The following is a 26,264-nucleotide window of genomic DNA, read 5'->3' as shown; positions in this document are numbered from 1 at the left end:
TATGGAACAATTAAGAACTGAGATAAATTCACGATTAGAGGAACTTCTAGAACCATTAAAAAATGGACCTGTTAAAGAAGCTATGAGCTATTCTTTATTAGCTCCTGGAAAAAGATTAAGGCCATTGCTATTTTTAAGTGTTTTAAGAAGTTATCAAATTGATTATCATATTTATATGGATATTGCCTGTGCAATAGAAATGATTCATACATATTCATTAATTCATGATGATTTACCTGGAATGGATAATGATGATTTGAGACGTGGACGTCCAACGTGCCATAAACAATTTGATGAAGCTACTGCTATTTTGGCAGGTGATGCCTTACTAAATCTAGGTGTAAATACTATTTTAAATATATCTATTGATAGTGATTTAAAGGTGAAACTTTTGAATCGTCTTTATGAAGCGAGTGGTATTAATGGTATGATTTATGGTCAACAACAGGATATCACTTTTGAAAAGCAATTAGCGAATTTAGAACAACTCAAAGATATTCACAAACATAAAACAGGTGAATTGATTGCTGTAAGTATGCAATTAGGCAGTTTGATTGCCAATCCTAGTGATTATCAATATTGGACAAGTATTGGTTTTGATTTAGGGCTTGCTTTTCAAATTCAAGATGATATTTTGGATGTTGTTGGAAATACAGAACAGTTAGGAAAGAAAGTTGGCAGTGACCAAGAAAATCATAAAACAACATATGTTTCATTAATAGGGATTGATAAATCAGAATTAGCAATTCAGGAATTATTTAAAAAATGTTATGAAAATATATATGCAATGAGAATTAATCATGGATTAATTCTAGAATTATTATCAATTATTTTGAAAAGGGTGAATTAGATGAATCTTGAAAAGATCAAAAATCCAGAATTTATAAAACAATTAAATATTGAGGAGTTGGAAGATCTTGCAAGTGATATCAGACAGTTTATTATAAAGAGCGTTTCACAAACTGGTGGTCATTTTTCTAGCAATCTTGGTATTGTTGAATTGACAATAGCACTTCATTATATTTTTGATTCTCCACAGGATAAAATGATTTATGACGTAGGACATCAATCTTATGTGCATAAGATATTGACAGGACGGGCTAAAGATTTTACAACGCTTAGACAATTTGAAGGGTTGAGTGGTTTTCAAAAACGAAAGGAAAGTGTTCATGATGTTTGGGAAGCTGGACATTCTTCAACAGCTATATCAGGTGGTATAGGGATGGCTGTTGCACGTGATCTTAATCATGAAGATGGAGATGTGCTTTGTATAGTTGGAGACGCAGCTATTATGAGTGGTGAGTCTTTTGAAGCTCTTAATCATTTAGGTTCTATTGATTCTAAAGTCATTATTATTTTGAATGATAATGATATGTCAATTTCAAAAAATGTTGGTGGATTTAGTAATTTTCTATCTGAGGTGCGTATTTCTACACAATATAAGAATGCTAAATACAATTATGTATCTTTTCTTGAAAAATCAAAACTTGGAAAAAAAGTCTATAAATTCACAAAGAGAATTAAAGATCATATCAAGGAAAATGTTTTAGAAGACAATATTTTTGGTGAGTTTGGTTTGGATTATATTGGTCCAGTAGATGGGCATGATTTTAGAGAACTTTTTAATGCATTGAGTTTAGCAAAGGAAATGTCACACAGTGTGGTTGTCCATGTTCATACAATAAAAGGAAAAGGTTATGTATTGGCTGAAAATGACCGCCAAGGCGTTTATCATGGTGTCGCACCTTTTGATTATAAAGAAGGAATATATAAAAAAGAGTCACAACTTATGAGTTGGAGTGCTGTTGTTTCTTCACAAATTGAAAAATTAATGAAAGAAGACGAAGATATTGTTGTTATTACTCCTGCTATGATTTCAGGGAGTTGTTTAGGTGAAATTTTTAGAAAATATCCTCATCGGAGTTTTGATGTTGGTATTGCAGAAGAACATGCTATGACTTTTGCAGCAGGGTTATCTGTTGCCCATAAAAAACCATACATTACTATTTACTCATCGTTTTTACAGCGTTGCTATGATCAAATTAATCATGATATAGCTAGAATGAATTTGCCATGTCTTATTGGTGTTGACAGATGTGGACTGGTGGGAGCAGATGGTGAAACACATCATGGAGTTTTTGATATAAGTTTTCTGTCTGCTATACCTCATATTGTCTATATGACTCCGAAAGATACGCAAGAGGCTCGCAGAATGGTTAATACAGCTATGAAAAACTTTGATATGCCATATATTATGCGATTCCCTCGCGGAAATGTTTTTGATTGTGATGTTGCAACTGATGAGTTTATTGAGATTGGGACTTGGGAAAAAATCATTGATGATCAAACACATCATTTAACAATTATTACATATGATGCTAAAGTTAATACAGTTAAAGAGTTGATTGAAAAAAATCATTTGCCAATTAATCTTGTCAATGCAAGATTTATAAAACCAATGGATGAGAAGATGCTCAATGAATTCTATGATAATCATCAGGATTTAATTATTTATGAAACTGATTTAATGATTGGCTCATTAGGATCGATGATTGCAAAATATTATTCTCAAAATCATATGAATATAAGTATAGATTATTTAGGAATTGATGACAGGTATACACCTCAAGGAGATGTTGAAACTTTATTAAAATATGAAAACATGAGTTTGGATGATCTTTTCAATGTTATAAAGGAGAAATGTCATGAAGAAGGAAAGAGTTGATGTTCTTTGTGTAGAGCAAGGTTTATTTGATTCAAGAGAGAAAGCCAAAAGAGCAATTATGGCTGGGATTGTTAGAGATGAATATGATTATATTGATAAGCCAGGAACAAAAATACCTGTTGATTCACAGCTTTATATAAAGGGTGAACAATTGGCATATGTTTCCCGTGGTGGTTTAAAATTAGAAAAAGCTATCAAAGAATTTGGGCTTGATTTAAACGGTTTGATTATGCTAGATATTGGATCATCCACTGGTGGATTTACAGATTGTGGCCTACAAAATGGCGTTAAAGAAGTTTATGCTTTGGATGTTGGGACGAATCAATTGGTTTGGAAGTTACGTAATGATGAACGTGTTCATGTAATGGAAAAAACGAATTTTAGATATGCAACACTTGATATGTTTCAATTTGGACAACCTGAATTTGTAAGCATTGATGTTTCATTTATATCTTTAAAGCATATATTTCCTGCACTGTCTCATATTTTAAAAAAAGATGGTTATATTGTTGCATTAATCAAACCTCAATTTGAGGCTGGAAAAGATGATGTTGGAAAGCATGGGATTGTAAGCGAGCCATCTGTTCATGAGCGTGTTATTAAGGAAGTTATTGATTATGCTCATGATTCTCACATGTCTTTAAAACAATTGACATATTCACCTATTACTGGTGGTGTTGGTAATATAGAGTTTTTAGGTTGTTTTCAAAACAATGAAACTCAGGATTGTTTTATAGATGTTCAAAAAGTTGTTGCTACAGCACATCAATACTTTAAAGGGTAGGTGATAGTATGTTAAAAAGTTTATATATTTCTTCTTTTGTTATTATTGATCAGACACGTATTGATTTTGAAAGTGGTATGAGTGTTCTCACTGGTGAAACAGGCGCTGGTAAATCTATTATTATTGATGCATTAGGGCAGTTGTGTGGGAATAGGGCTTCTGTATCGTTAATTAAGAAAAACTGCTCTAAAGCGATTATAGAGGGTGTTTTTGATGCAACTATGAATGAAGCGTTGGAAGATATATGTGAACAGTTACATATTGAACCAGATGAACAGTTTGTTATTACTAAAGAAATTCTTCAATCAGGAAAAAGCAATATTAAAATAAATTATCAAAATGCTTCAAATCAAGCATTGAAGTTATTGATGCCTTTGCTAATAGATATTCATTCACAGTTTGAAACTCAAAAACTTTTTGAAGAAAAAAACCATATTATATTATTAGATGAGTTTTCTTCTCAGGAATTGGCTGATTTACAAAAAAAATATGCAGATTTATATACTTCTTATAAAGAACTTAAAACGAAATTAAAAAAGACACTTGAAGAAGATATGAGTGATGAACAATTAGATTTTTTAGAGAGTCAATTGGATGAAATTGATAAAGTTGAGTATACTGATGATGAGGTAGATGAATTAGAAAACGAGTTAAAAATGCTTCAAAATTTTGAAAAAATGAACGAAGATATACAGAATTTTGATAGATTAATGAATTCTTCAAAAGGAGCATTGCCTTTAATTAAAGAAAGTTTAAATGCATTAGAGTCAGTCAATGAAATAGAGGCATTTCAAAAATCATATGATAACATTTATAATCAGTACTATTTACTTATTGATGACTATGAAAATGTTATGGAAACATATAGGGAATTTCAATTCGATCAATATCGTTTTAATGAAATTCAAGAAACTCTTTATATAATTAATAGATTAAAGCGAAAATATGGTTTTACGATGGAAAGAATTAAGGAATATCGAAATGATATCATCGAAAAAATAGAAAAAATATCTCATCGTGAAGAATATATTCAAGATTTGCAAAAACAAGTTTCTGAATCAAAAGATGCTGCACTTTTAATTGCTAATCAAATGCATCATATTCGCTTAAAAAATGCAAATCATTTTGAAAGGCTTATCCAAAAAGAATTTAGGGACTTATATTTGGATAAAGCAATATTAAAAGTGAATTTTGATAGAGTTGAACTATGTAAAAATGGAATTGATAAAATACAATTTTTAGTTTCTATTAATAAAGGTCAAGATTTGAGTTTGCTTAACGAAAGTGCTAGTGGTGGAGAAATATCTCGTATTATGCTTGCAATAAAGACAATTATTTTGGCATATAGTTCAATAGAAACCATTATTTTTGATGAAGTCGATACTGGCGTTAGTGGTAAAGTAGCATCTAGTATTGGTGATAAAATGCTTCAATTGGCACAAAATAAGCAAGTTATTTGTATTACACATTTACCACAGGTTGCTTGTTTAGCTGAGCATCATTATTGTATCGAAAAAATGATTACTGATCATGAAACGACAACAGCAGTGCATCTTTTAAGTAAAAATAGTCGTATAGAAGAAATTGCTAAGATGCTTTCAGGAGAAAAATTAACACCTGAAGCTATAGAAAATGCAAAAAAATTATTGAATGTATAATTCAAAGCATATATGCCAAAATAAACTGTAATCAAAAAAAGATTACAGGGAGGTGTATATGCTTTGCTTTTTAAAAAGTTAAGTATTACACTCGTTATTGTCGTGACGATGTTATTCCAGACAGTCAATGTATTTGCAGCAGATGTTATTTTAGGTGGACAATCAATAGGGATAGAGTTAGATTATGATGGTGTATTGATTACTGGAACATATGATATTTCTATTGACAATAAAAAGTACAATCCTTCTTCAGATGGGTATTTAACAGGAGATATCATTAAGAAAGTGAATGGACAAAGTATTGATTCAATATCAACTTTAATGGCAAACGTTGAAAAGGAAATTGATAACAAAAATACGATTACACTTACACTCTCACGTGATAAAAAAGAACTCCACAAAGAATTAAAGTTCCAGGAATCAGATGGGAAGTTCACAACAGGTTTATATGTACAGGATGGGTTGACTGGTGTAGGAACAATGACATATTTTAATCCTGCCACACATCATTTTGGGGCCTTAGGGCATGTTATGATGGATGTATCGTTAGAAAGTGATGTTATTATTAAAAAAGGCAGTGTCTATAATTCATATGTCAAAAAAATCAATCCTTCAGAAAATGGTAAACCAGGTGAAAAAATAGCCGAAATAGGTTCGATTCAAATTGGAACGATATATGATAATAATAATTATGGTATTTATGGGAATTATGATGATTATCCTAGTCAAGATAAACAAATAATTTCTACGGCTTCTATGGATGAAGTTGAAGAGGGAGAGGCTTATTTCTTAACCGTTTTAGATGGTCATACACTTACAAAATGCTCTATCAATATTACAAAACTAAAAAAACAGAACGAGCCTTCTATTAAAGGTATTACTTTTGAAATTACAGATGAAAAAGTTCTTTCTTTAACAAATGGGGTTGTTCAAGGAATGAGTGGATCACCAATTATACAAAATGGGAAGTTAATTGGGTGTGTTACTCATGTTGATGTCAACAATGTTCACCAAGGTTATGGATTATACATCGATTGGATGCTTGAAAACGACAAATAGGGAAGGAATCGCTCAAGATTCCTTTTTCTTATTTCAACATAAAAAGACATTTGATAGGATATCGTGTCGTAAATATGGGTGAAAAAAATGACGAATTTGTGAAAATTCCGCTTTGACTATGTTTTCTTTACTTTTTGACTATCTTTCTTTTTTTGACACATATATAATAAATTTGCTGATGAGAATAAATCGAAAGGGGAAATTGGAAAAATGAAAACTTTTATAGCAATAGATCAACAAGAATTATTGGAAAATATTAAAATCAATTTAGAAAAAACAAATAAATTTGAAATTATAGGGACTGCAAACAATGGAACAGATTGTTTTAATTTCCTAAACCAAAGAACTTGTGATTTATTAATCATTGATTTAATGCTTTCAGAAATTGATGGTGTAGGAGTTTTAAATAGATTAAAAGAAATGCATAAAAACAGTTACAATAAAGTTATTTGTGTGACACAATTTATGAATCAAACAATTTGTAATTGGCTTGAGGATTTATCTGTAGATTACTGTTTTAAATATCCATTTGATTTACAACATTTTGTCCAATCTGCTCTTTACATAACAACTGCTGATCAACAAAAACATGATCAATTGTTAAATGGGGATGAATCAGAAAAATATAAAAAAGTCAAAATCGAAAATGAAATCACTGATATTTTACATGAAGTTGGAATTCCTGCTCACATTAAGGGGTATATGTATTTAAGAACAGCAATCTTAACAACTTATTATAATATTGATATTTTGGGGCAAGTTACTAAAGTTTTATATCCAGATATTGCTAGAATGTATAATACAACTTCATCTAGAGTTGAAAGAGCAATTCGTCATGCGATTGAAGTGGCTTGGAACAGAGGAAATACTGATGCAATTGATGATATTTTTGGATATACTGTTTCTGCAGTGAAAGCGAAACCTACAAATTCAGAATTCATTGCAATGATTGCAGATAAATTGAGATTAGCACATAAAACTGATACAGTTAAAAAAGAAAGCATTTATAATTATAAAGATTTTATGTTAAAATAGATGCTGAGGTAGGTGATGTTGATGCAAATTATATTTCATGTTGATTTAAATGCATTTTATGCAAGCGCAGAAACATCATCACAACCATCTTTGAAGGGCAAACCAATAGTTATCTGTAGAGAATCTCGACGAAGCATTATTACAACTGCTTCCTATGAAGCAAGAAAATTCGGTATTCATTCTGCTATGCCACTGTTTAAAGCAAAAGAATTATGTCCACATCTTGTTATTGTTCCTCCACATTTTGAACTTTACAAGACTCTCTCTGAAAAATTTTTCAATATTATTTCAACATTTTCACAAGAATTAGAAGTGGCAAGCATAGATGAATGTTATGTGGATTTAACGAACTATATTCAGATGCATTACCAAAACCCTTATGATGTCGCAATCGAAATTCAAAAGCGAGTTTTCGCAGAATTGAAGTTACAATGTTCGATAGGAATAGCACCAAATAAGTTTTTAGCAAAAATGGCTAGTGATATGCAAAAACCAATGGGAATCACTGTCATAACAAATCAAAACTATAAGCAAAAAATTTGGCCATTACCAATAGAAAACATGTTTGGTATTGGTAAAAAAACTGCTCCTAAGCTGATTGAATTAGGAATAGTCAGAATTGGTGATTTAGCAAAATATGAAAACTATGAGAAAATCAAACCTATATTTGGAAAAAATGCACTGATATATTATCAAAAGGCAAACGGGAAAGATTATTCAAAAATCAATGTTGCACATAATGAATTAAAGTCTATTGGGAATTCAACAACATTTGAGCGTGATAGCCAAGATGAAGAATTTATTAAATCAGTATTTAGAGACTTAGCACAAGAAGTTTCTTCACGTGCCAAAAAGCGAGATTTAGTAGGGAATTCTATCTCAATTACGTTAAAATACACAAGAGAAAAGAGTAAAACAAAACAAATGATTATTGATGATTATACTCAGGATTTTGATACTATTTATGCAACATCTTTATTGTTGTTTGAAAGTATTTATGGTGGTGAAATGCTACGATTAGTTGGTATAAGTTTGAATAATGTTAAACATGTTGAAGAATTACAGCAACAGATTTCTTTATTTGATCATACCCAACTACAAGCAAGTAAAAAAGAGATTAATGAAACTGACGAAGTTATACATCGTTTAAATTCTTCGTTACCTGGTTTGAAAGTAATGAAAGCATCAGATCTAATAGAACCACAATCAACAATTCAAAAGAAATACTTAGAAAACAATGAATAATATAAAAAGACACTCATATGAATTATTAGAGGTGATAATCAATGAGTGTCTTTTTACGTCGTTTTATTGACAATAAAAAATATATTGTTATAGCAATGGTAAGTGTTTTTGTTTGCGGGTTGTTGTTTGGGTTTTATCAGTATTCATCTTCAATACAAGGGGTAAAGGATTTTTTTCAAAATTTATTTTATCTTAATATCGATGGATATCAAAATCAATATCAGCTTTATGTCATTCAAGGTGGAGTTTACATATTGATATGTACATATCTGAGTTCTAGTTATTTGGGGCATATTGGCCTATTGTTTTTAATTTTCTTAAAAGGATTGCAATTATCATTTTCTTTTATGTTTGTTTTTACAGCGGTTCCATTTACATTTATAATATTTCTTTTGTTACTTGTTGAAAGTCTTTTGGAAATTGCGCTTTGTCTATCGATGAATTTAATATGTATACACATTTCAACATATGTCACATTAGTTACTTTTTGTGTTGAACAGAATTTTAGTATGAAAAGCATGATGAACTATAAGCTTAATTGTGTAATTATTGGTCTTGTTATTTTTTCTTTAGCATTAGCATTCCGTATCTATGTTGTACCAATGTTTTGAATTTTTTGATTATCTATAATCTACGTTTATTAGAATTCTTTTAAAAATTAGGAAAGTAGTGGTCAAATGAATTTTACACGATTGGATTTATATGAATTAAAAATGATTCTTAAATTAGCTCTTGTATATAATTTGGCTGATAATGAATACATTAAAGAATTAATTGGCAAAATAGAGTTTATGGAAGAAGCATTAGATACAAATAATCATATTGATTAATCTTAATGCAAAAATATTGTTATTTGTAATTTGTTTTTGTATAATATGGTAGGTGATGTATTTTGAAATGTGTAGATGCGTTAAAAGAATATAAACAATATATGATTGTAGAAAAAGGTTATAGCCGTTATACTGTTGAGAATTATGAACGTGATATTCTACATTTTATTGATTTTATTTATAAAAAATATGAAGTCAATAGTATAGATAATATTATTAAAGATCACATGTATCATTATCTTAAAGATTTGCGTAATCATTTAAAAGCATCTTCTGTTGACCGACATATGACTTCACTAAAGCAATTTTATATTTTCTTAGTAAAAGAAAATATCATTAAGGACAATGTTATGAGTTCTTTTGAAATGTCTAAGAAAGCGAAATATTTACCTGAAGTTTTGACAGTTGCTGAAGTCAATCAGTTGCTTGATTCAATTGATGTAAATGATCCAGTGTCAGCGCGTAATCGGTGTATGGTAGAAGTTTTATATGCATCTGGATTAAGAGTGAGTGAAATGTGTTTTTTAACGTTACAGAACGTGAATATACATAAAGGCTTTGTAAAATGTATTGGAAAAAGAAACAAGGAAAGAATTGTACCAATGAATGAGAATTGTTGTTTGTTGTTAAAGAAATATATTGAAGAATATAGACCACAATTATGTGAGGAAGTTTCGTCCCAATACCTTTTTATTAATAAAAAAGGACAGCCTATTCAAAGAGATGACTTTTATCATATTTTAGAAAATATTGTTAAGAAAAGTGGGTTGAAAAAACATGTCACTCCTCATACATTACGTCATACATTTGCGACTCATTTATTAGAAAATGATGCTGATTTACGGTCTATCCAAGAAATGCTAGGACATAGTGATATTTCTACAACAACAATATATACACATGTGTCTAATAATAAAGCAATAGAAGAATATAGGAAGTTACATCCACGAAGCAAGAAAAGGAGATAAATTATGAAAAAATATAAACGCGTTTTTTTAATTGTTTTAGATTCATTGGGCGTTGGAGATGCCCACGATGCAGAGGCTTTTAATGATTTGGGAGCAAATACACTTGGTCATATTTGTGAAAGCGTAGGGGGCTTAGATTTGCCTAATTTAGAAGGCATGGGCTTAGGAAGTATTGGACAATTTAAGGGCATTCATGCTTTAAAAAACCAATTGGCTTATACTGCTAGGCTAGAAGAAGTTTCAAATGGAAAAGATACAATGACAGGTCATTGGGAAATGATGGGATTAAAGATTACTGAACCCTTTCAAACATTTACTGAGACAGGTTTCCCAGATGAATTTATTAAACTATTTGAAGAAAAAACTGGAAGAAAATGTGTAGGAAATTACGCTGAGAGTGGAACTAAAATACTTGATGATTGGGGCGAACATCAAATTCAGACTGGGGATTGGATTGTTTATACTTCAGCAGATTCAGTATTTCAAATAGCAGCTAATGAAGATGTTATTCCTTTGGAAGAACTTTATAAAGCGTGCGATATTGCCAGAGAATTAGCTATGGATGAGAGATGGAAGGTTGGTAGAATCATTGCAAGACCATATATAGGACAGAAAAAAGGAGAATTTAAACGTACTGCTAATCGCCATGACTTGGCATTAAAACCTTTTGGAAAAACTGTTTTAGATTCTTTAAAAGAAAATCATCTTGATGTTATTGGAATTGGTAAAATACCTGATATATTTGTTGATCAAGGGATAACACGCAAAGTAAAAACTGAATCTAATTTTGATGGGATGATAAAGACAATAGAAATCGCTAAAGAGAATTTCACAGGTCTTGCATTCTTAAATTTAGTAGATTTCGATGCTGTGTTTGGACATAGAAGAGATCCTCGGGGATATGGCAATGCTATTATAGAATTTGATAACCAATTAACGGATCTGTTAAGAGAACTTAAAGAAGATGATTTATTAATGATTACTGCTGATCATGGGAATGATCCAACATATAAAGGAACTGATCATACACGAGAGAATGTTCCATTAATTGTTTATAGTAAATCGTTGCATAAACCAAGACACTTAGGTCTCTTAAAAAGTTATGCTGTAATTGGAGCAACAATCGCTGAGAATTTTAAAGTTGAAAATCCTGGTATTGGTCAATCATTAGCAGATAAAATTATATAGGAGCTTGAAGAAGTATATGGATGAAAACAACAAAACAAGACGTGTTATTATTATTTCTTTAGCTGGGTTATTAATTGGAACCTTGCTGTTTATTTTTGGGATTTCTATAAAAGATAGTATTTGGCCAATGATTGTGAATTATATAATTGGATTGGTATTGTATATCTGTTCTTTTTTAGCTGTTTATAATAACAACAAGGTAGATGTTCAGGCTATTTATAAATATATAATGGTATTAGTAGTAATCATGGCTATATTAATTACATTTGCAACACTTTCTCGCATAGTCTAGAATTCACATAATCTATATTATGCGAAGTTGTATATATTTCATGAAAATAAGGGAAGATTTAATGTCTTCCCTTATTTTTTTACTTTTCATCTTTATTCGCTTGTTCAAAAGAATCATATAGTTTTGTAACATATTTGCCGTTGAAACAAGACATACATAAGCCACATGTGTGTTCTTGTTTAAAGTGAATAGATTGACTCAATCCATCTTCACTGATAAATGCTAATGAATCTGCTTCTATATATTGGCATAACTCACTAACACTCATTCTATGAGAAATTAATTCTTCTATTGTAGATGTATCAACACCATAGAAACATGGATAACGAATTGCTGGTGAGGCAATGCGAACATGTACTTCTTTTGCTCCAGCTTCTTTTAATAGTTTAACTATACGTTGAGAGGTTGTTCCACGCACAATTGAGTCATCTATCAAAATGATGCGTTTTCCATTTACAATGGATGAGACAGCTGATAGTTTCATTCGTACACCCTGCTCTCTCATTTCTTGTGTGGGTTGAATAAATGTACGTCCTACATACTTGTTTTTAACAAGTCCCATCTCATAGGGAATTGAAGAAGCTTCAGCATAACCAATAGCAGCAGAAATGGATGAATCTGGCACTCCAATAACAACATCTGCATCAACTGGTGCTTCATAAAATAATTGTTTTCCTGCCAATTTTCTTGTTGTATGCACATTGATTCCATCTAAGGTACTATCTGGTCTTGAAAAATAAATGTATTCCATTGCACAAATTTTATCAACGACTGGATCTTTTGTATAAGTCATAGCTTTTAATTTTCCATCCTTTACTCGTACAATCTCTCCTGGTTCAACATCTCTTACAAAATTTGCTCCAACAATATCTAATGCACAAGTTTCTGATGCAAATACATAGGCTCCATTTGGGAGGATTCCAATGGATAAAGGTCTTAAACCATATTTATCTCTTGCAACATAAAGGCGATCTTCGATAAGAATCAAGAAAGCAAATGCCCCATCTAACATATCTAAAGATTTGCAAATACGTTCAATCATTTTACCATCTTGTCTTTTGATTAAATGACCTAAGACTTCAGTATCTGAAGATGATGAAAAAATACTACCCTGTTCTTCTAACTCTTTTTTTAGAATATTTGCATTTACTAAATTTCCATTATGACAGATACCTAATGAGCCCTTCATTGTTTTAAATAAAAAAGGCTGAACATTGGCAATGCCACTACCACCAGCTGTGGAATAACGAACATGCCCTATAGCTGCATCACCATCAAGCTGAGCAAGGCGTTTTGCATCAAACACTTCTGTTACTAACCCTTCGCCTTTATGAATGCTAAGTTTATGTCCTTTTTGCACAACAATTCCAGCTGCTTCTTGCCCTCTATGCTGCAAACTATGTAATCCATAATAACAAAGATCAGCAGCATTGTTATGTCCAAAAACACCAAATACACCACATTCTTCATGTAATTCGTCTTGATCAAACATTTTATTAGTCTCCTTGTGATAAATATTTATTAACACAATTAAAATTTACCAAAATGTAGATAATAAGTCAATAAAACTCATTAAAATTAAAGAAAAAAGAATAAAATTCTTCTTTCTTTAATAAATTTCATTAATATATTTGTGTTTATCAAAAGTATCTAACTTTACTTGATTAGACATCATTGTAATAATAAGAGATGACTGCCCTTCTATTTCAACATTTATATCACATTCTAAAATAATATTTTTTGTACTGTTTGAAAAATAAGATAACATAATATTTATAGAATCTTTTGTAAGATAGATAAACTCTGATATTTCAATAGATTCATCATTCTCATGATAAATAAGATATCCATGATCTTTGAAGATAAGAATATTATCCAAAAAAACAAGACATCTTTGAATAAATAACTTCCAATAGTATTCATCACGAATGCGATATTCATCAAATTGTTGCACAAATGCTTCATAATAATCTTTTAAGAGTGAAATATCATCTATAGGGATACAAGGAGACTGTATTAATTTTTCCTTATCTACAGCAATTTTTTGGTGATAATGAGATGCATTAAAACCAAAAGGTTTATAAATTTCTGGATGATACGCTTGTAAATAAATAATTTGATTATTATATTGTTCAAGAACAAATTGTAAAAGTTTTTTCATATACCCTTGTTTTTCAAAATTTTTCTTTGTTGCAACGCCTAATATAAAATAACACTCTCTTATCTGATTGTGAATTTGAATTGATATAGGAACAATTTGTAACATTGAAATCAAATGATTTTTATTCTTAAGAACAAAAGTATATTCCTTATGGTATAAATATTGAAAATAGTAGTTTGTTGTTTCTTCTGTTTCATCTGGGAAATTATCTTTCCAAAGATGAATGATAGATTCTAAATCATCATCAGATGCTTGCCCAATATACTCATCTTTTTCATAAATACGATATTTTTCAATCATCTTGATTGGATGTAGAGAAAGTTTTGATTTTTTTAGATTCTCTAATCCCATATCTTCTTCTCTATTAACATACTGTTCATCAGGAAAATGATGCTCTAACATTTCTTTAAGAATAGCAGGATACAATCCGCGAATATCTTTGTTTGCTTTTTCAACATGTATTTGAATTGTAGAATGCTTTAAACGAGAAGCAATAATGAAAGCTTCCATTTGTCCATTAATAAAAATCCCACCTACTTCAAATTCCAACATGTGTCGAGATGATAAAAGATACATAATGCCTTTAACTTCACTTGTCATAGATTCACTTAAATCTTCTTTCTCACTCTCCCAGCGATTAAGACATTCTAAAATCATATTAAAATCATTAACTAAGTCTAAATCTCTATAAATATAATCAGGATTTTCTTTCAAAAAAGCATTATAGTGATTACGACGCTTCTGCATTTTTTTACCAGATAAAGTTTGCAGCATCATTCGATCATAAACATAATCATCATTCTCGGGTGTACGTGCAAATAAAAGTTTATCTTGATATAATGGCTTGATATATTCAACGAATGTATCAATAGCACAATCAATTATAAATTCAAACTGATTTTTATGACTATACTCTAGCATATAATCAATAGCTTCTCGATAATATTGTGGACTTGTAAAAGGCATTGCCCAGAACTGTGTTCCTTTATAATTATGTAACATAACAACAAAATGTTCATGAATTTCATATTGAATATGATACTCATGGTTCCACATCATCATTGTTACAAAATTTGAATTATATCCTTCATAATTTGCTAAATCCAAGTAAGGTTTAATTATTGAATAATCATCTAATTTTAATTCTTTCATTATTTCTTTCCGAGCAGCATATGTATAAATTGTTTGGCAGTACGCCCAGAAAATCCTCCATTTCTAATTTCCCATTGTAATGCTAAATCATGCAATTCATCTTGCTTCATATCAATTTGATAAGTTTTAGCTAATCCATCAACAATATCTAAATAATGTTGTTTATCAGGATGAATATACATAATTTGTACACCGAATCGTGAAACAAGTGACAGTTTTTCTTGTTTTGCATCATTGTTATTAATCTCCTGATCATGATTTCTATCATTCCAGGTCTCTTTGATAAGATGGCGACGATTACTTGTTGCATAGATTAAAATGTTATCTGGTTTCTTCTCCAAACCACCTTCGATAACAGCCTTCAAATATTTATACTCGACTTCAAATTCCTCAAAAGATAAATCATCCATAAAAATTACAAACTTATAATTTCTATTTTGAAGTTCATTAATAATTTGAGGCAAAGAGATAAATTGATGCTTATAAACCTCCACCATTCTTAACCCATCTTTATAATATTCATTTAATAAAGCTTTGATGCTACTTGATTTTCCTGTTCCACTATCTCCATAAAGTAAGACATTATTAGCCTTTTTACCTTTTAAAAAAGCTTCAGTATTGGCTTTTAAATGCTCTTTTTGGCTCTCATAACCAATCAATTGGTCTAATTTATTATTCCCAATATGATCGATTGGTATAATTTTTTCGTTTTGAAAACGAAAAGCTTTATTCAGACCATACTTTCCCACTCCATATTGACTATAATGATTGTATAATATTTTATAGAATTCTTCTAGTGAAGTGCTCCAAGAAAGTTGTAATTGTAATTCTGACAATAAATTGAAAATTTCCTGATTAATGATCGGGCGACTATGTGGAAAGTCGAAAAAAATATTTTGATACTGAAGATCAAGGCTAGTAAAATTATAATGATAAAGGTGATATAACACATTTATATCATTCATTACAACATCTTTTAATGATTTATTTATAGTTTGTTTGCGTTCTAAAGAAAGTGTAAATATATTTTCGTGTTGCACTAATAAATATGTTATTAAACTTTGAAACAAATGACCATGAAGATCATATTTTTCAGTTAACTTTAACATTGTTGAAATAAAAGTATTTTCATTTTTATCACTGTCATGTGTGCAATATAATAAACAGTCTAAGACATCAGGATCATCAGTGAGATTTCTATATATAATTAATTGATTTAAGTCCATAAATTTAACCTTCTTCCTATGAAAAAAGACGATAAATCGCCTTTTTAATTTTTAAAGCTATGAATTGGTGCAGGGATTCTTCCACCACGATCAATAAATTCATCACATGAGAATTGGTTAACTGGCATAATTGGGGCATATCCTAATAATCCGCCAAATTCAACCATTTCACCTACATCTTTTCCAATGACAGGAATAATTCTTACGGCAGTTGTTTTTTGATTGATCATACCAATTGCCATTTCATCAGCAATAATTCCTGCAATTGTCTTTGCGGATGTTTTGCCTGGGATTGCAATCATATCTAATCCGACCGAACATACACATGTCATCGCTTCTAATTTTTCTAATGTCAATGCACCCATTTCAACAGCATCAATCATTCCCTGGTCTTCACTGACAGGAATAAATGCACCAGATAATCCGCCTACATATGATGAAGCCATGACCCCACCTTTTTTCACTTGATCATTTAAGATTGCTAAAGCAGCAGTCGTTCCAGGAGCTCCCACTCTTTCAAGCCCCATTTCTTGCAAACAATCAGCAATACTATCTCCAACAGCAGGTGTTGGTGCTAATGATAAATCAATAATACCAAAAGGAATATTTAATGCTGCTGAAGCTTCTCTAGCAACCAGTTGGCCAACACGAGTAATTTTGAATGCTGTTTTCTTAATCGTTTCGCACAATTCACCAAAATCTTTACCTTTTGCTGTTTGAATAGCAGTACGTACAACACCAGGTCCACTTACACCAACATTGATAATTGCATCAGCCTCACTGACCCCATGAAAAGCACCAGCCATAAATGGATTATCATCAGGTGCATTACAGAAAACCACAAATTTTGCACAACCTATGGAATCATTCTCTTTAGTAATTTCTGCTGTCGCTTTGACTGTTTCACCAATCAATTTCACTGCATCCATGTTTAATCCTGTCTTTGTTGATCCAACATTAACAGAACTACAAACAAGCTCAGTTTCTTTCATTGCCTGTGGAATTGACTCAATCAACAATTTTTCAGCTTTTGTCATTCCTTTAGAGACAATTGCACTATATCCACCAATAAAATTCACGCCAACTTTATGAGCGCAATGATCTAATGTCTTTGCAATTTTTACAAAATCATCAGAACTTTTACATGCTGAAGCACCAATAAATCCAATTGGTGTAACAGAAATTCTCTTATTAACAATAGGTATACCATATTTTTTCTCAATGGCTTCACCTGTTTTTACTAAATCTTTCGCAATCGTTGTGATTTTATTGTAAATGTTTTGACACAGAACGTCGATATTTCCATCAATACAATCCAGAAGACTAATTCCAATTGTGATTGTACGAACATCTAAATTCTCTTGTTCAATCATTTTATTTGTTTCTGCAACTTCAAATAAATTAATCATTCTTATCCTCCCTAGATTCTATGCATTTTATTAAAAATATCTTCATGCTGAAATTTTATATTAACACCAATCTCGTTTCCTAATTTTTCTAACTGATCAGCTAAAGTTGAAAATTCTTCTCCAGCATGAGATGCATCAACAATCATCATCATATTGAAATATCCTTGTAAAATTGTTTGTGAAATGTCAAGAATATTAATGTGTGAGTCTGCTAAATATGTACAAACTTTGGCAATAATTCCTACTTGATCTTTTCCTACAACAGTAATAATAGCTTTTTCCATTCGTAACCCCTCCTGATATTTTTTAATATTATAGCAAACAAGTCATAAAAAAGAAAGAAAAAAAGGAGTTTGCACTCCTTTTGTTTAAGAATATTAACCTAATAAAGACATTGCTTTATCAAATACAGCTTTTCCGTTCATTGTACCGTAATCTCTCATATCGATAACGTCTACAGGGATAGCTCCAGCTTTTCTTCCAGCAGCCATTTTTTCAATAGCACCTTTTTGGAATCTTACTTGTGGGCCAAGTAAAATGCAGTCAACTTCTTCTAATACTCTTGGTGCATCAGAGAAAGGTAATGCAAAGATTTTGCATTCAACACCTGCATCTTTAGCAGCAGCTTCCATTTTTGTTACTAATAAACTTGTTGACATTCCTGCAGAACATACTAATAAAATAGTTTTCATATTCATTACTCCTTTTCTAGTTATTTCACTATGACTATTTTACCAACTTTTGGACCAATTGTAAACACTTACGAGACAAATTTTTTCTATTTCAGAAAATATAAGGATTTTATCAACATAAAATGAAACGAAATTTATTTTGTGGTAAAATAAAGAATAGAAAAGAGAGGATAGTATGAATATTTTAGTTGTCAGTGATAGTCATTTATTTGGAAATGATCTCCAACGCATAACAAAACTCTATAAAAACAAAGTTGATTTGATGATCCATTGTGGTGATTCATCCTTGACTTTAGATGACCCATTAATTCATCAATATGACATTGTTGTCAAAGGAAATCATGATGATGCCGCTTTTCCAAAGTACAGAATTCATCAAGATATCTGTGTTACTCATGGTCATCATTATAATGTTTATTATGGTTATGACGATTTAGTTAAGTTATGTCAAAGTCATCATTGCCACTTGTGTTTGCATGGTCACACCCATGTCCCCACACACCAGATTCATCAAGGGATTCATTTTATCAATCCTGGGAGTCTTATGATGAATCGAGGAAGCTATGGTTATGGGACTTATGCTCTTGTTAATTATGAAAACAATCATACACAAGTCACCTACTATCATCATCAAACAGATCAACCAGTTGATGAATGTATTCTTAAAGAGGGATTAAAATTGTTGGATGAATTTAAAAAATTATTAAAATAAAAAGCAGAACAATTAATCATGATTAACTGTTTTGCTTTTTTCTTCGAGTCTTTTGCGTTTATATTCAATGATGAACATAACCTCTTTTAAATCTTCATCTGGTAATTCAGTAAGCAAGCGGGCAATATTTGCAATATTATAATAATCATATTTTTTACCACTCATAATTTCTTCTACACTTCGACCATATAAATGCGAAAGAATTTTAAGTTCACCAACTGTCACATCACGTTTTCCATTTTCAATATCTGAAATAGCAGAATGTGGAACTTCAAGGTGTGCAGCAACTTCTTTTTGTGTTAAATGTTTAAAATTTCTATAAGTTTTCAATCTTTTTGCTAAATCCATATCTATAGCCATAATGCCACCTCCATGGCACTATTATATCACTATTTAAAATTGATATCAATTTAGAATTATAAAAAAATTAATTTACGAAAGACATAAATGGAAACTATTAGACAAATTTCTACACTATACCTTAAAATATCCTGAAGTCGTCATTATTTTTTCTCTGATATTTGTTTTCTTGTGATGGTACAAATACGAAAATAACTGATTGAGAATAAATTCTGTCATTTCGCTATTTTCATTCGTGAAATGAATAAAATACCCTCCAACATCAAGAGTGTTGTTTGGTTCTATAAATAGTGTTCGGCAATTCAAAAGATGCATACGACATTGCTCATCCATCATTAAATCAAAAGTTTCATTTTTTCTATCAATAAGGGCATATTGAGATGATTTACATAACTGACAGTTCTTTTTTTGATATCCAAAATAATATTGTGATATAGGACAATAATCGCTAATCATATTTTCTATTTTTCCATAGATTTGTACAAAACATTGTTGATGATTGCATTTTAATTGATAGATTTGTTTTTGACTCATCTCTAGTGAAAGAATTTTTGTTTCTTGATAAGAGTTGATTGCATGTGAATTGTAAACATTTAATCCAGTTCCAATAATTCTCTTTTTATCTTGGCAGGAATAATAAGCACCATATTCATTGACAACCACAGCTTCAACTTGTTGATAAACATCAGATTGTTTAATAATTTCAAGTTCTTTATCTTTACAGATTCTTGGTATAAATAGAGCGAATTTCTGTTGTTTTCTAATACATAAATGAAAAGCTTCTAAACTATCTGTTTGAAATGGATAATAAATCATATCAATGTTATTATAGTTTAAGACAATTTCTAATTGTTTAAGATTGCTTACTAAGATGTGAATACATTGTGATTCTGCACTCTTTTTTATAGTCGTTAAATCATATTGTTCTCTAGGAACTGAAAAATGAATTTGGCGATTTGATAATTTTTCTGTTAATTCATCAATAGCTTCCCTACGCATTTCATTCAATACTTTAATAGGCATAGATAATTGCTCATCAATATCTAAATTGATATGATGCGCTATAAAAGTGCTTTGTCCTAATTTGCATAGTTGTTGTTGAATGCGCTGTCTATCTAAAGGTGTTTTGATTGCTTCTTCTACTGTGATATCTGCTGTTTTGTGGACTTTTATATCTTGGCATTGAAGAATGAGTTGTGGATGCTGTTTGATATGAGCGATAAATGTCATTTCAATTGGTTGTTTTCGATAGTCTTTATCATATGTATGATGCAATGTATCTATAACGTCAATATCAATCGTTTTACGCACATTTCCTTCATAAACTGGATAATTAAATTCTATTTCTGCGATATCTCCTGCAGATGCTTTTGCTACTAAGCGGTTATTTATAAATATTTTATTAATTGGGCGTCCTTTATCTATTTGTTCAAACACAAGACTATCCCCTTGTTTAAGAGACTTATCTAATTCAATAATGACATGTTTCTCTTTTTTTCGATACCCTATGACTTTTCCAATAATAATGCCTTTGTTACCTGGATAATCTCCTTCAACAATATGTTGGTCCTGATAAATATAGCCTTTTGTATAATTACGATTAAACATAGCTTTCATATAAAAAATGTCGTCATCAAATGTTTTTGTTTGACAATTTAAATGACTATCAATAGCTTTGCGATATGCCTTAATGACACTTGCGACATACTCTGGTTTTTTCATTCGCCCCTCTACTTTGAATGATTTTACACCAGCATCTATAAGTTCACCAATTGAATCAATTGTCATTAAATCTTTTGGCGAAAGAAGAAAGGGAACTTTCTTAGGTTGAATTTTCCCATTTTTAGATAATCTATATTGCAAACGACATGGTTGAGCGCATTCTCCCCTATTCCCGCTTCGTTTTCCAATAAAGCTACTCATCAGGCACTGTCCAGAATAACAAACACATAAAGCCCCATGAACAAACACTTCTACTTCGATAGACGTTGATTTGCAAATATGTTGAATTTCTTCTAGAGTATTTTCTCGTGCTAAAACTATTCTAGAAGCGCCTTGCTCATAAAAATATTGAGCAGCTGCTTTATTCATAATCGATGCTTGCGTGCTCATATGAATTTCAAAATCATCATAGCGTTTCTTAATCATATGAAAGAGTCCTATATCTTGAACAATAAGTGCATCAACCTGTATATGATATAAATAATCTAAATATTGAATTAATTCAGCAAATTCATCATCTCTATATAGTGTATTCACTGTAACATATATTTTAACATTACGTAAATGAGCATAGTGAATTGCCCACTCTAATTGCTCATCATCAAAATTCTTAGCAAAAGCACGAGCATTAAACAATGTTCCACCTAAATATATAGCATCTGCTCCATTTTGAATAGCAGCAATTAATGATTCCTGATCACCAGCTGGTGCTAATAGTTCAACTTTTTTCATTCTTTCACCTCCAAAAAAGTAGCAATAACTTGTTGCGTTATTGCTATAATTGAGAAACAAGTTCATTGCACATTTGTGCAGATTGTAGACTTGCTTCCTTTAAATATTCATCAAATTGGATATGACTTTTTCCTTTATTAAAAACATCACTTAATGAGCGAGTAATAATAAATTTTTTGTGGTAAACATGGCAGACTTGAGCAATAGCAGCAGCTTCCATTTCTACACACATCGCTTCTGGAAAGTGTTTTTGAATTGTTTTGACTTGTTGGGAATTTGATATAAATTGATCACCTGAAGCAATCAAGCCTATATGAGCATGAATATTATGTTGATTTAATATTTCTTTGACTTTCATAAGAAGATCTTGATCAGGTGTATAGTATTGAGGCATGCCAGGGACTTCACCTAGTGCTCTTCCAAATGCAGTCACATCTACATCATGATGAACAACTTGTGACGAAATCACAACATCTCCAACATTCTGATGAGAATGAAGTCCGCCAGCTGATCCGATATTAATGACATAATCTATAGAATAATGTGTAAACAGCAATGTTGTTGCAATAGCAGCATTGACTTTACCAATTCCACCCTGTAATAATACAATACCTTTATTATTAAGTGTTCCTTCATAAAATATATATCCTTGATATTCCTTTTGTTGATTCATTACCATTAATTTTTTTATTTCTAAAACCTCTTCTGCCATTGCTCCAATTATTCCAATCATGATTTACCCCTTTCTACAAACAAAGATAATGCGTTCACAATCTTCATGGTATTCTTCAAAATCACTATAATATTTAATATCAATAAATCCAATTTCATTAAGCCAATAGACATACTGTGATACAGTATATGTTTTTTGAAAATGATTTTCATCAACTATTTCATTTTCAATTTTATCTTCAATACGAAGATGATGATGCACATAGCCATCTTCTAATGTTTCTACATGCCAATGAAAAGAAAATTCTTCATCTTCTTCATCCTCATGATAATTTTTTAAAATAACATTCATTTTGTATAAACTATCAATATCAAAAATAAAAGTCCCATTGTCCTTTAATGATGAATATACATTTTGAAACGTTTTTAAAACATCTTCAGGATTTAACAGATAATTTATTGAATCGCAAAGACATAACACCAAATCAACCTGATGAGATGTAGAAAAATCACTCATATCAACACGTTGGAGTATTAAATTTACATTTTCAGCCATTGCTTTTTGCTTTGCAACTTCTAACATATCTAATGATAAATCAGATGCAAAAACGTGTTTACCATCTTTTGATAATCGAATAGCTATTTCACCAGTTCCACATCCTAATTCTAAGACTTCATTAAATTGGCAGTGTTTATAAATGAATGCATGATAGTCATCATAAAATTGTGGTTCCATAAGACTATCATAGTAATAAGCAAAATTTTCATAACTCATTTTGCCAGCATTCCTTCAACATTAATATGTGGCATATCACCCCATAATTTTTCTAAATTATAACTTTCGCGTTCTTCAGCTTCAAAAATGTGACATACAATATCACCAAGATCAATAAGTAACCATTTTGAATTCCTTAAACCTTCAATACTTTTGATCTCAAAATTGTTTTTTTCACATTCATCTTTAATATTTTGCATAATAGCCTGCATTAATCTTTCATTACTAGCTGTACACAATACAAAAGTATCAAATATAGGACTTGCCTCTTGCATATCAATAGCAACTATATGAGTTGCTAGTTTATCATCCATAGCTTTAACTACACATTCTAATTTTGTCATTTATATTTCTCCTTTAGTTACAAAATAATCATATATTTCATAAAAACATTCATCAATATTTCTGTTGTTTCTTATAGAAAATTCATAAAACTCATTTAATGAATTTCTAAATCCTTGATGAATATCTTTCTTGCATACTTCAATTTGCTGAGCTGAGTTATATCCTCGCAATGGGTCAAGTTTGTCAGCTACATAAACACATTTTCCAATTGCTGAAATATCGATTGATCCAGTTGTATGATGTTCAATTGCATTTAAAACAATAATATCATCTATCAAATATTCATGTTCACTTACATAACGAGATACCCATTGATGCCAAATTGGTTTTGGTTTGCTCATGTATTCAGGAAAATATGCTTGCATAATAGCTGTTGATTCTGTCTCATTCATTTCTTTTGCAATGTCATGAAACATTCCAGCAATATAAGCTTGTTTCTCATTAAGATGATTAGATTTCGCAATATCTGCTGCTAACCTGGCCACACTACAAGTATGCTTCCAACGTTTCTCTTTCATACGATTAAAAATCAATGTTTCTAGATATATTCCATGTCGTGTTATATATCTTAAGACACTTTCATCAAGCATTTCTATATGTCCTTTTCTAACATCACTGCTAGATGCATATATAGGTTCATTCTTTAATAATATAAAATGAAATTGTTGAATGATAGGAACATATGGTTCAAATCCTCCTCTTTGAAAGGCTACCAATTGGACCATTTGACTAATAAGTTCAGCATCTTTCCATCTATCAAATAAATTTGCTTGATCCATCCCCATAATATAATAATATTTAATATCTGGATTTTGTTTTGTTAATATTTTTAAAGTATCAACTGTAAAATTTTTTTTATCCGATTTTGAATCGATTTCAATGTTATTGATAGTCATCTCTGTTTCATCTTGAATAGCTAATACCATCATATCTAGGCGTTCTTGTCGCGTTGCGCAATTTTGATCTTTCCAAGGATTGTTTTTTGTTGGAATAAATTGAATTTCATCTAACTGCAATTGTTCAAGTGCTAATTTTGCTATAGTCACATGAGCCTTATGAATAGGATCAAAACTCCCACCGAATAATCCTACTTTTTTCATGGTAAACGATATAATTCCTTATCTGATGATTTATATAAAATAATTGTATGACCAATAATTTGAACAACTTCAGATTTTGTTTGTACACTTAACTCTAATGCAACTGTATTAACATCATCTGGACAGCTTTCTAAAATTTTTACTTTTAATAATTCTTGTGATTCTAAAGCTTCAGAAATTCCCTTAGCCTGATTACTATTGACTCCTTCTTTGCCAACTTGGAAAATAGCATTTAAATGATGTGCTTTTCCTCTTAAATATCTTTTCTGTTTACCTGTTAACATAGTATCTCCTTTTTTTAAATAATAGCTTCTCTTAATATAACTGAAATCTGTGGTGGAACCAAAACTCTTACTTTTCCACCTTTCGAACTCACTGTTATGAAACCTAATCCAGAAATAACAATATCAGTTTTTCCTGGCATCAATCGAAATTCATAAGACTTCATTTGTGCAATTGAATCAATTCCAGCAATTTCATACTGTAAAGTTTGATGACGATTATACAAATCATCTGCTTTAATTGTCTTTGTCCGATGAATTTTTAAGTTTTTAGAAAAATATGCAATAAAACTAGATTGTTCACCTTCTAAATAATCAATACGTCCTAAACCACCAAAGTAAAGCGTTTGAAGACTGTTTAATTGGAATCCCATTGGTCTAAGTTCTCCTTGAGGAACGACCTTTTTGATATCTTCTGGAGCTAACAAATGTGTCATTTGACTTTCATTGATAATTCCTGGTGTATCATATAGAACTGAATGTTCATCTAAAGGAATTTCAATGAGGTTCAAAGTTGTTCCAGGATACTCAGAGACAGTAATGAGATTTTGCTTTTCAACTTCAGCATAATGTTTTAATAAACCATTAATAAAAGTTGATTTCCCAACATTAGTCACACCTACAACATAAACATCCCGCCCTTTACGATGCTCCATGATAGCATCATATATGTAATCAAAGTTCATACTTTTTTTACCACTTGTTACAATGACGTCTACTGCTTGAACCCCTTGATCTTTTAATTGTCTTCTCACCCAATGTTCTAGTTTTCTTTCTTTTACAGATTTTGGTAAAATATCACGTTTGTTTGCCAATACTAACACATCATTATAAGCAATATGACGCATTAACCCTTGAATCATACTTCCATTAAAATCAAATAAGTCAATCATATATACAACCAAACAGTCTTTTTCACCTATTTGTTGTAATATAGTGAGAAAATCATCCTTTGTCATATTTGTTTCTTGCAACTTATGATAATTTTTCAATTGAAAGCAACGTTGACATAATACTTTATCATTGTTCATTGCACTTTTTGGCACATAACCAATATGTTTTTCATTTTCGTTTTGAATAATGGCTCCACAGCCAAAACATTTCATTTCCTGATTCATAAATGACCTTCCTTTTCTTCATT

27 protein-coding genes are annotated in these 26,264 nt (G+C 30.7%); 13 read left to right on the top strand and 14 right to left on the bottom strand.

From position 1 onward, the window contains the following. The first annotated feature begins 1 nt into the window (after nucleotide 1). The 12 genes from AC5M21_RS01515 to AC5M21_RS01460 all read left to right on the top strand — a co-directional run bounded on the left by AC5M21_RS01515 (nucleotide 2) and on the right by AC5M21_RS01460 (nucleotide 11,784). Nucleotides 2-850: a polyprenyl synthetase family protein gene (locus AC5M21_RS01515; RefSeq protein WP_008789687.1), complete on the top strand. Its 849-nt coding sequence runs from the start codon at nucleotides 2-4 to the stop codon at nucleotides 848-850. Further along, nucleotides 851-2,725 carry a 1-deoxy-D-xylulose-5-phosphate synthase gene (gene dxs / locus AC5M21_RS01510; protein ID WP_117598785.1) on the top strand — a complete coding sequence of 625 codons (1,875 nt, stop codon included), beginning with the start codon at nucleotides 851-853 and terminating at the stop codon, nucleotides 2,723-2,725. Further along, nucleotides 2,706-3,509 (top strand): TlyA family RNA methyltransferase, encoded by an 804-nt coding sequence (locus AC5M21_RS01505; protein WP_054325147.1) that lies wholly within the window; start codon nucleotides 2,706-2,708, stop codon nucleotides 3,507-3,509. Before dxs ends, AC5M21_RS01505 begins: the two co-directional genes overlap by 20 nt. Nucleotides 3,510-3,517: 8 nt before the next feature. Continuing rightward, nucleotides 3,518-5,167, top strand: coding sequence for a DNA repair protein RecN (recN, locus tag AC5M21_RS01500; protein ID WP_054688607.1), 1,650 nt, complete (start codon nucleotides 3,518-3,520; stop codon nucleotides 5,165-5,167). Between the two features lie 63 nt (nucleotides 5,168-5,230). Continuing rightward, on the top strand, nucleotides 5,231-6,226 hold the full coding sequence (locus tag AC5M21_RS01495; RefSeq protein WP_008789683.1) for a SpoIVB peptidase S55 domain-containing protein: 996 nt from the start codon (nucleotides 5,231-5,233) through the stop codon (nucleotides 6,224-6,226). Nucleotides 6,227-6,436: 210 nt separating this feature from the next. After that, nucleotides 6,437-7,261, top strand: coding sequence for a sporulation transcription factor Spo0A (gene spo0A, locus AC5M21_RS01490; protein ID WP_008789682.1), 825 nt, complete (start codon nucleotides 6,437-6,439; stop codon nucleotides 7,259-7,261). Nucleotides 7,262-7,282: 21 nt separating this feature from the next. Next, nucleotides 7,283-8,506: a DNA polymerase IV gene (dinB, locus tag AC5M21_RS01485; protein ID WP_117598782.1), complete on the top strand. Its 1,224-nt coding sequence runs from the start codon at nucleotides 7,283-7,285 to the stop codon at nucleotides 8,504-8,506. A 41-nt stretch (nucleotides 8,507-8,547) separates the two neighbouring features. Continuing rightward, a complete protein-coding gene (locus tag AC5M21_RS01480; protein WP_117598781.1) occupies nucleotides 8,548-9,117 on the top strand; it encodes a hypothetical protein in 570 nt (189 codons plus the stop codon). 66 nt (nucleotides 9,118-9,183) lie between these two features. Next, nucleotides 9,184-9,336, top strand: coding sequence for a hypothetical protein (locus AC5M21_RS01475; protein ID WP_160340846.1), 153 nt, complete (start codon nucleotides 9,184-9,186; stop codon nucleotides 9,334-9,336). Between the two features lie 62 nt (nucleotides 9,337-9,398). Next, complete coding sequence (locus AC5M21_RS01470) at nucleotides 9,399-10,304, top strand: tyrosine recombinase (RefSeq protein ID WP_054688603.1); 906 nt, start codon at nucleotides 9,399-9,401, stop codon at nucleotides 10,302-10,304. 3 nt (nucleotides 10,305-10,307) lie between these two features. After that, entirely contained in the window at nucleotides 10,308-11,492 is a 1,185-nt protein-coding gene (locus AC5M21_RS01465; protein ID WP_117598780.1) for a phosphopentomutase, read from the top strand. Between the two features lie 4 nt (nucleotides 11,493-11,496). Further along, nucleotides 11,497-11,784: a hypothetical protein gene (locus AC5M21_RS01460; RefSeq protein ID WP_243672313.1), complete on the top strand. Its 288-nt coding sequence runs from the start codon at nucleotides 11,497-11,499 to the stop codon at nucleotides 11,782-11,784. Nucleotides 11,785-11,863: 79 nt separating this feature from the next. Here AC5M21_RS01460 and purF read toward each other — a convergent pair whose 3' ends face one another. The 6 genes from purF to AC5M21_RS01430 all read right to left on the bottom strand — a co-directional run bounded on the left by purF (nucleotide 11,864) and on the right by AC5M21_RS01430 (nucleotide 18,424). Beyond that, on the bottom strand, nucleotides 11,864-13,276 hold the full coding sequence (purF, locus tag AC5M21_RS01455; protein ID WP_017143733.1) for an amidophosphoribosyltransferase: 1,413 nt from the start codon (nucleotides 13,274-13,276) through the stop codon (nucleotides 11,864-11,866). A 117-nt stretch (nucleotides 13,277-13,393) separates the two neighbouring features. Continuing rightward, entirely contained in the window at nucleotides 13,394-15,097 is a 1,704-nt protein-coding gene (locus tag AC5M21_RS01450) for a GNAT family N-acetyltransferase (RefSeq protein WP_008789672.1), read from the bottom strand. Further along, a complete protein-coding gene (locus AC5M21_RS01445; protein WP_008789671.1) occupies nucleotides 15,097-16,323 on the bottom strand; it encodes an ATP-binding protein in 1,227 nt (408 codons plus the stop codon). Before AC5M21_RS01445 ends, AC5M21_RS01450 begins: the two co-directional genes overlap by 1 nt. 44 nt (nucleotides 16,324-16,367) lie before the next feature. Then, complete coding sequence (locus AC5M21_RS01440; RefSeq protein ID WP_008789670.1) at nucleotides 16,368-17,732, bottom strand: PFL family protein; 1,365 nt, start codon at nucleotides 17,730-17,732, stop codon at nucleotides 16,368-16,370. 11 nt (nucleotides 17,733-17,743) lie between these two features. Continuing rightward, nucleotides 17,744-18,016, bottom strand: a complete 273-nt coding sequence (locus tag AC5M21_RS01435) for an ACT domain-containing protein (RefSeq protein WP_008789669.1) — start codon at nucleotides 18,014-18,016, stop codon at nucleotides 17,744-17,746. 93 nt (nucleotides 18,017-18,109) lie between these two features. After that, entirely contained in the window at nucleotides 18,110-18,424 is a 315-nt protein-coding gene (locus tag AC5M21_RS01430; protein WP_008789668.1) for a PTS sugar transporter subunit IIB, read from the bottom strand. Nucleotides 18,425-18,599: 175 nt separating this feature from the next. Between AC5M21_RS01430 and AC5M21_RS01425 the strand changes: the two genes are divergently transcribed. Next, complete coding sequence (locus tag AC5M21_RS01425) at nucleotides 18,600-19,136, top strand: metallophosphoesterase family protein (protein ID WP_160340849.1); 537 nt, start codon at nucleotides 18,600-18,602, stop codon at nucleotides 19,134-19,136. A gap of 12 nt (nucleotides 19,137-19,148) precedes the next feature. Here the strand turns inward: AC5M21_RS01425 and AC5M21_RS01420 are convergent, their stop codons facing one another. The 8 genes from AC5M21_RS01420 to yqeH all read right to left on the bottom strand — a co-directional run bounded on the left by AC5M21_RS01420 (nucleotide 19,149) and on the right by yqeH (nucleotide 26,241). After that, nucleotides 19,149-19,496: a helix-turn-helix domain-containing protein gene (locus tag AC5M21_RS01420; RefSeq protein WP_008789666.1), complete on the bottom strand. Its 348-nt coding sequence runs from the start codon at nucleotides 19,494-19,496 to the stop codon at nucleotides 19,149-19,151. Between the two features lie 114 nt (nucleotides 19,497-19,610). Next, nucleotides 19,611-21,950: a U32 family peptidase gene (locus tag AC5M21_RS01415; protein WP_302280703.1), complete on the bottom strand. Its 2,340-nt coding sequence runs from the start codon at nucleotides 21,948-21,950 to the stop codon at nucleotides 19,611-19,613. A gap of 43 nt (nucleotides 21,951-21,993) precedes the next feature. Beyond that, a complete protein-coding gene (locus AC5M21_RS01410) occupies nucleotides 21,994-22,683 on the bottom strand; it encodes a 5'-methylthioadenosine/adenosylhomocysteine nucleosidase (protein WP_008789664.1) in 690 nt (229 codons plus the stop codon). Between the two features lie 3 nt (nucleotides 22,684-22,686). Beyond that, complete coding sequence (locus AC5M21_RS01405) at nucleotides 22,687-23,397, bottom strand: class I SAM-dependent DNA methyltransferase (RefSeq protein ID WP_008789663.1); 711 nt, start codon at nucleotides 23,395-23,397, stop codon at nucleotides 22,687-22,689. Continuing rightward, the gene (gene rsfS / locus AC5M21_RS01400; protein WP_017143732.1) at nucleotides 23,394-23,741 is read right to left on the bottom strand and encodes a ribosome silencing factor; all 348 of its coding nucleotides are present in this window, start codon (nucleotides 23,739-23,741) and stop codon (nucleotides 23,394-23,396) included. Before rsfS ends, AC5M21_RS01405 begins: the two co-directional genes overlap by 4 nt. After that, nucleotides 23,742-24,842, bottom strand: coding sequence for a nicotinate-nucleotide adenylyltransferase (locus tag AC5M21_RS01395; protein ID WP_008789661.1), 1,101 nt, complete (start codon nucleotides 24,840-24,842; stop codon nucleotides 23,742-23,744). Beyond that, the gene (gene yhbY / locus AC5M21_RS01390; protein WP_008789660.1) at nucleotides 24,839-25,126 is read right to left on the bottom strand and encodes a ribosome assembly RNA-binding protein YhbY; all 288 of its coding nucleotides are present in this window, start codon (nucleotides 25,124-25,126) and stop codon (nucleotides 24,839-24,841) included. The genes AC5M21_RS01395 and yhbY overlap by 4 nt, the downstream gene beginning before the upstream one ends. A gap of 14 nt (nucleotides 25,127-25,140) precedes the next feature. Further along, complete coding sequence (yqeH, locus tag AC5M21_RS01385) at nucleotides 25,141-26,241, bottom strand: ribosome biogenesis GTPase YqeH (RefSeq protein ID WP_278665938.1); 1,101 nt, start codon at nucleotides 26,239-26,241, stop codon at nucleotides 25,141-25,143. Nucleotides 26,242-26,264 lie beyond the last annotated feature (23 nt).

The organism is Coprobacillus sp. (assembly GCF_984815275.1).
Note: the sequence above shows the minus strand (reverse complement) of the source record. Positions and strands in the feature narration are given on the sequence as shown.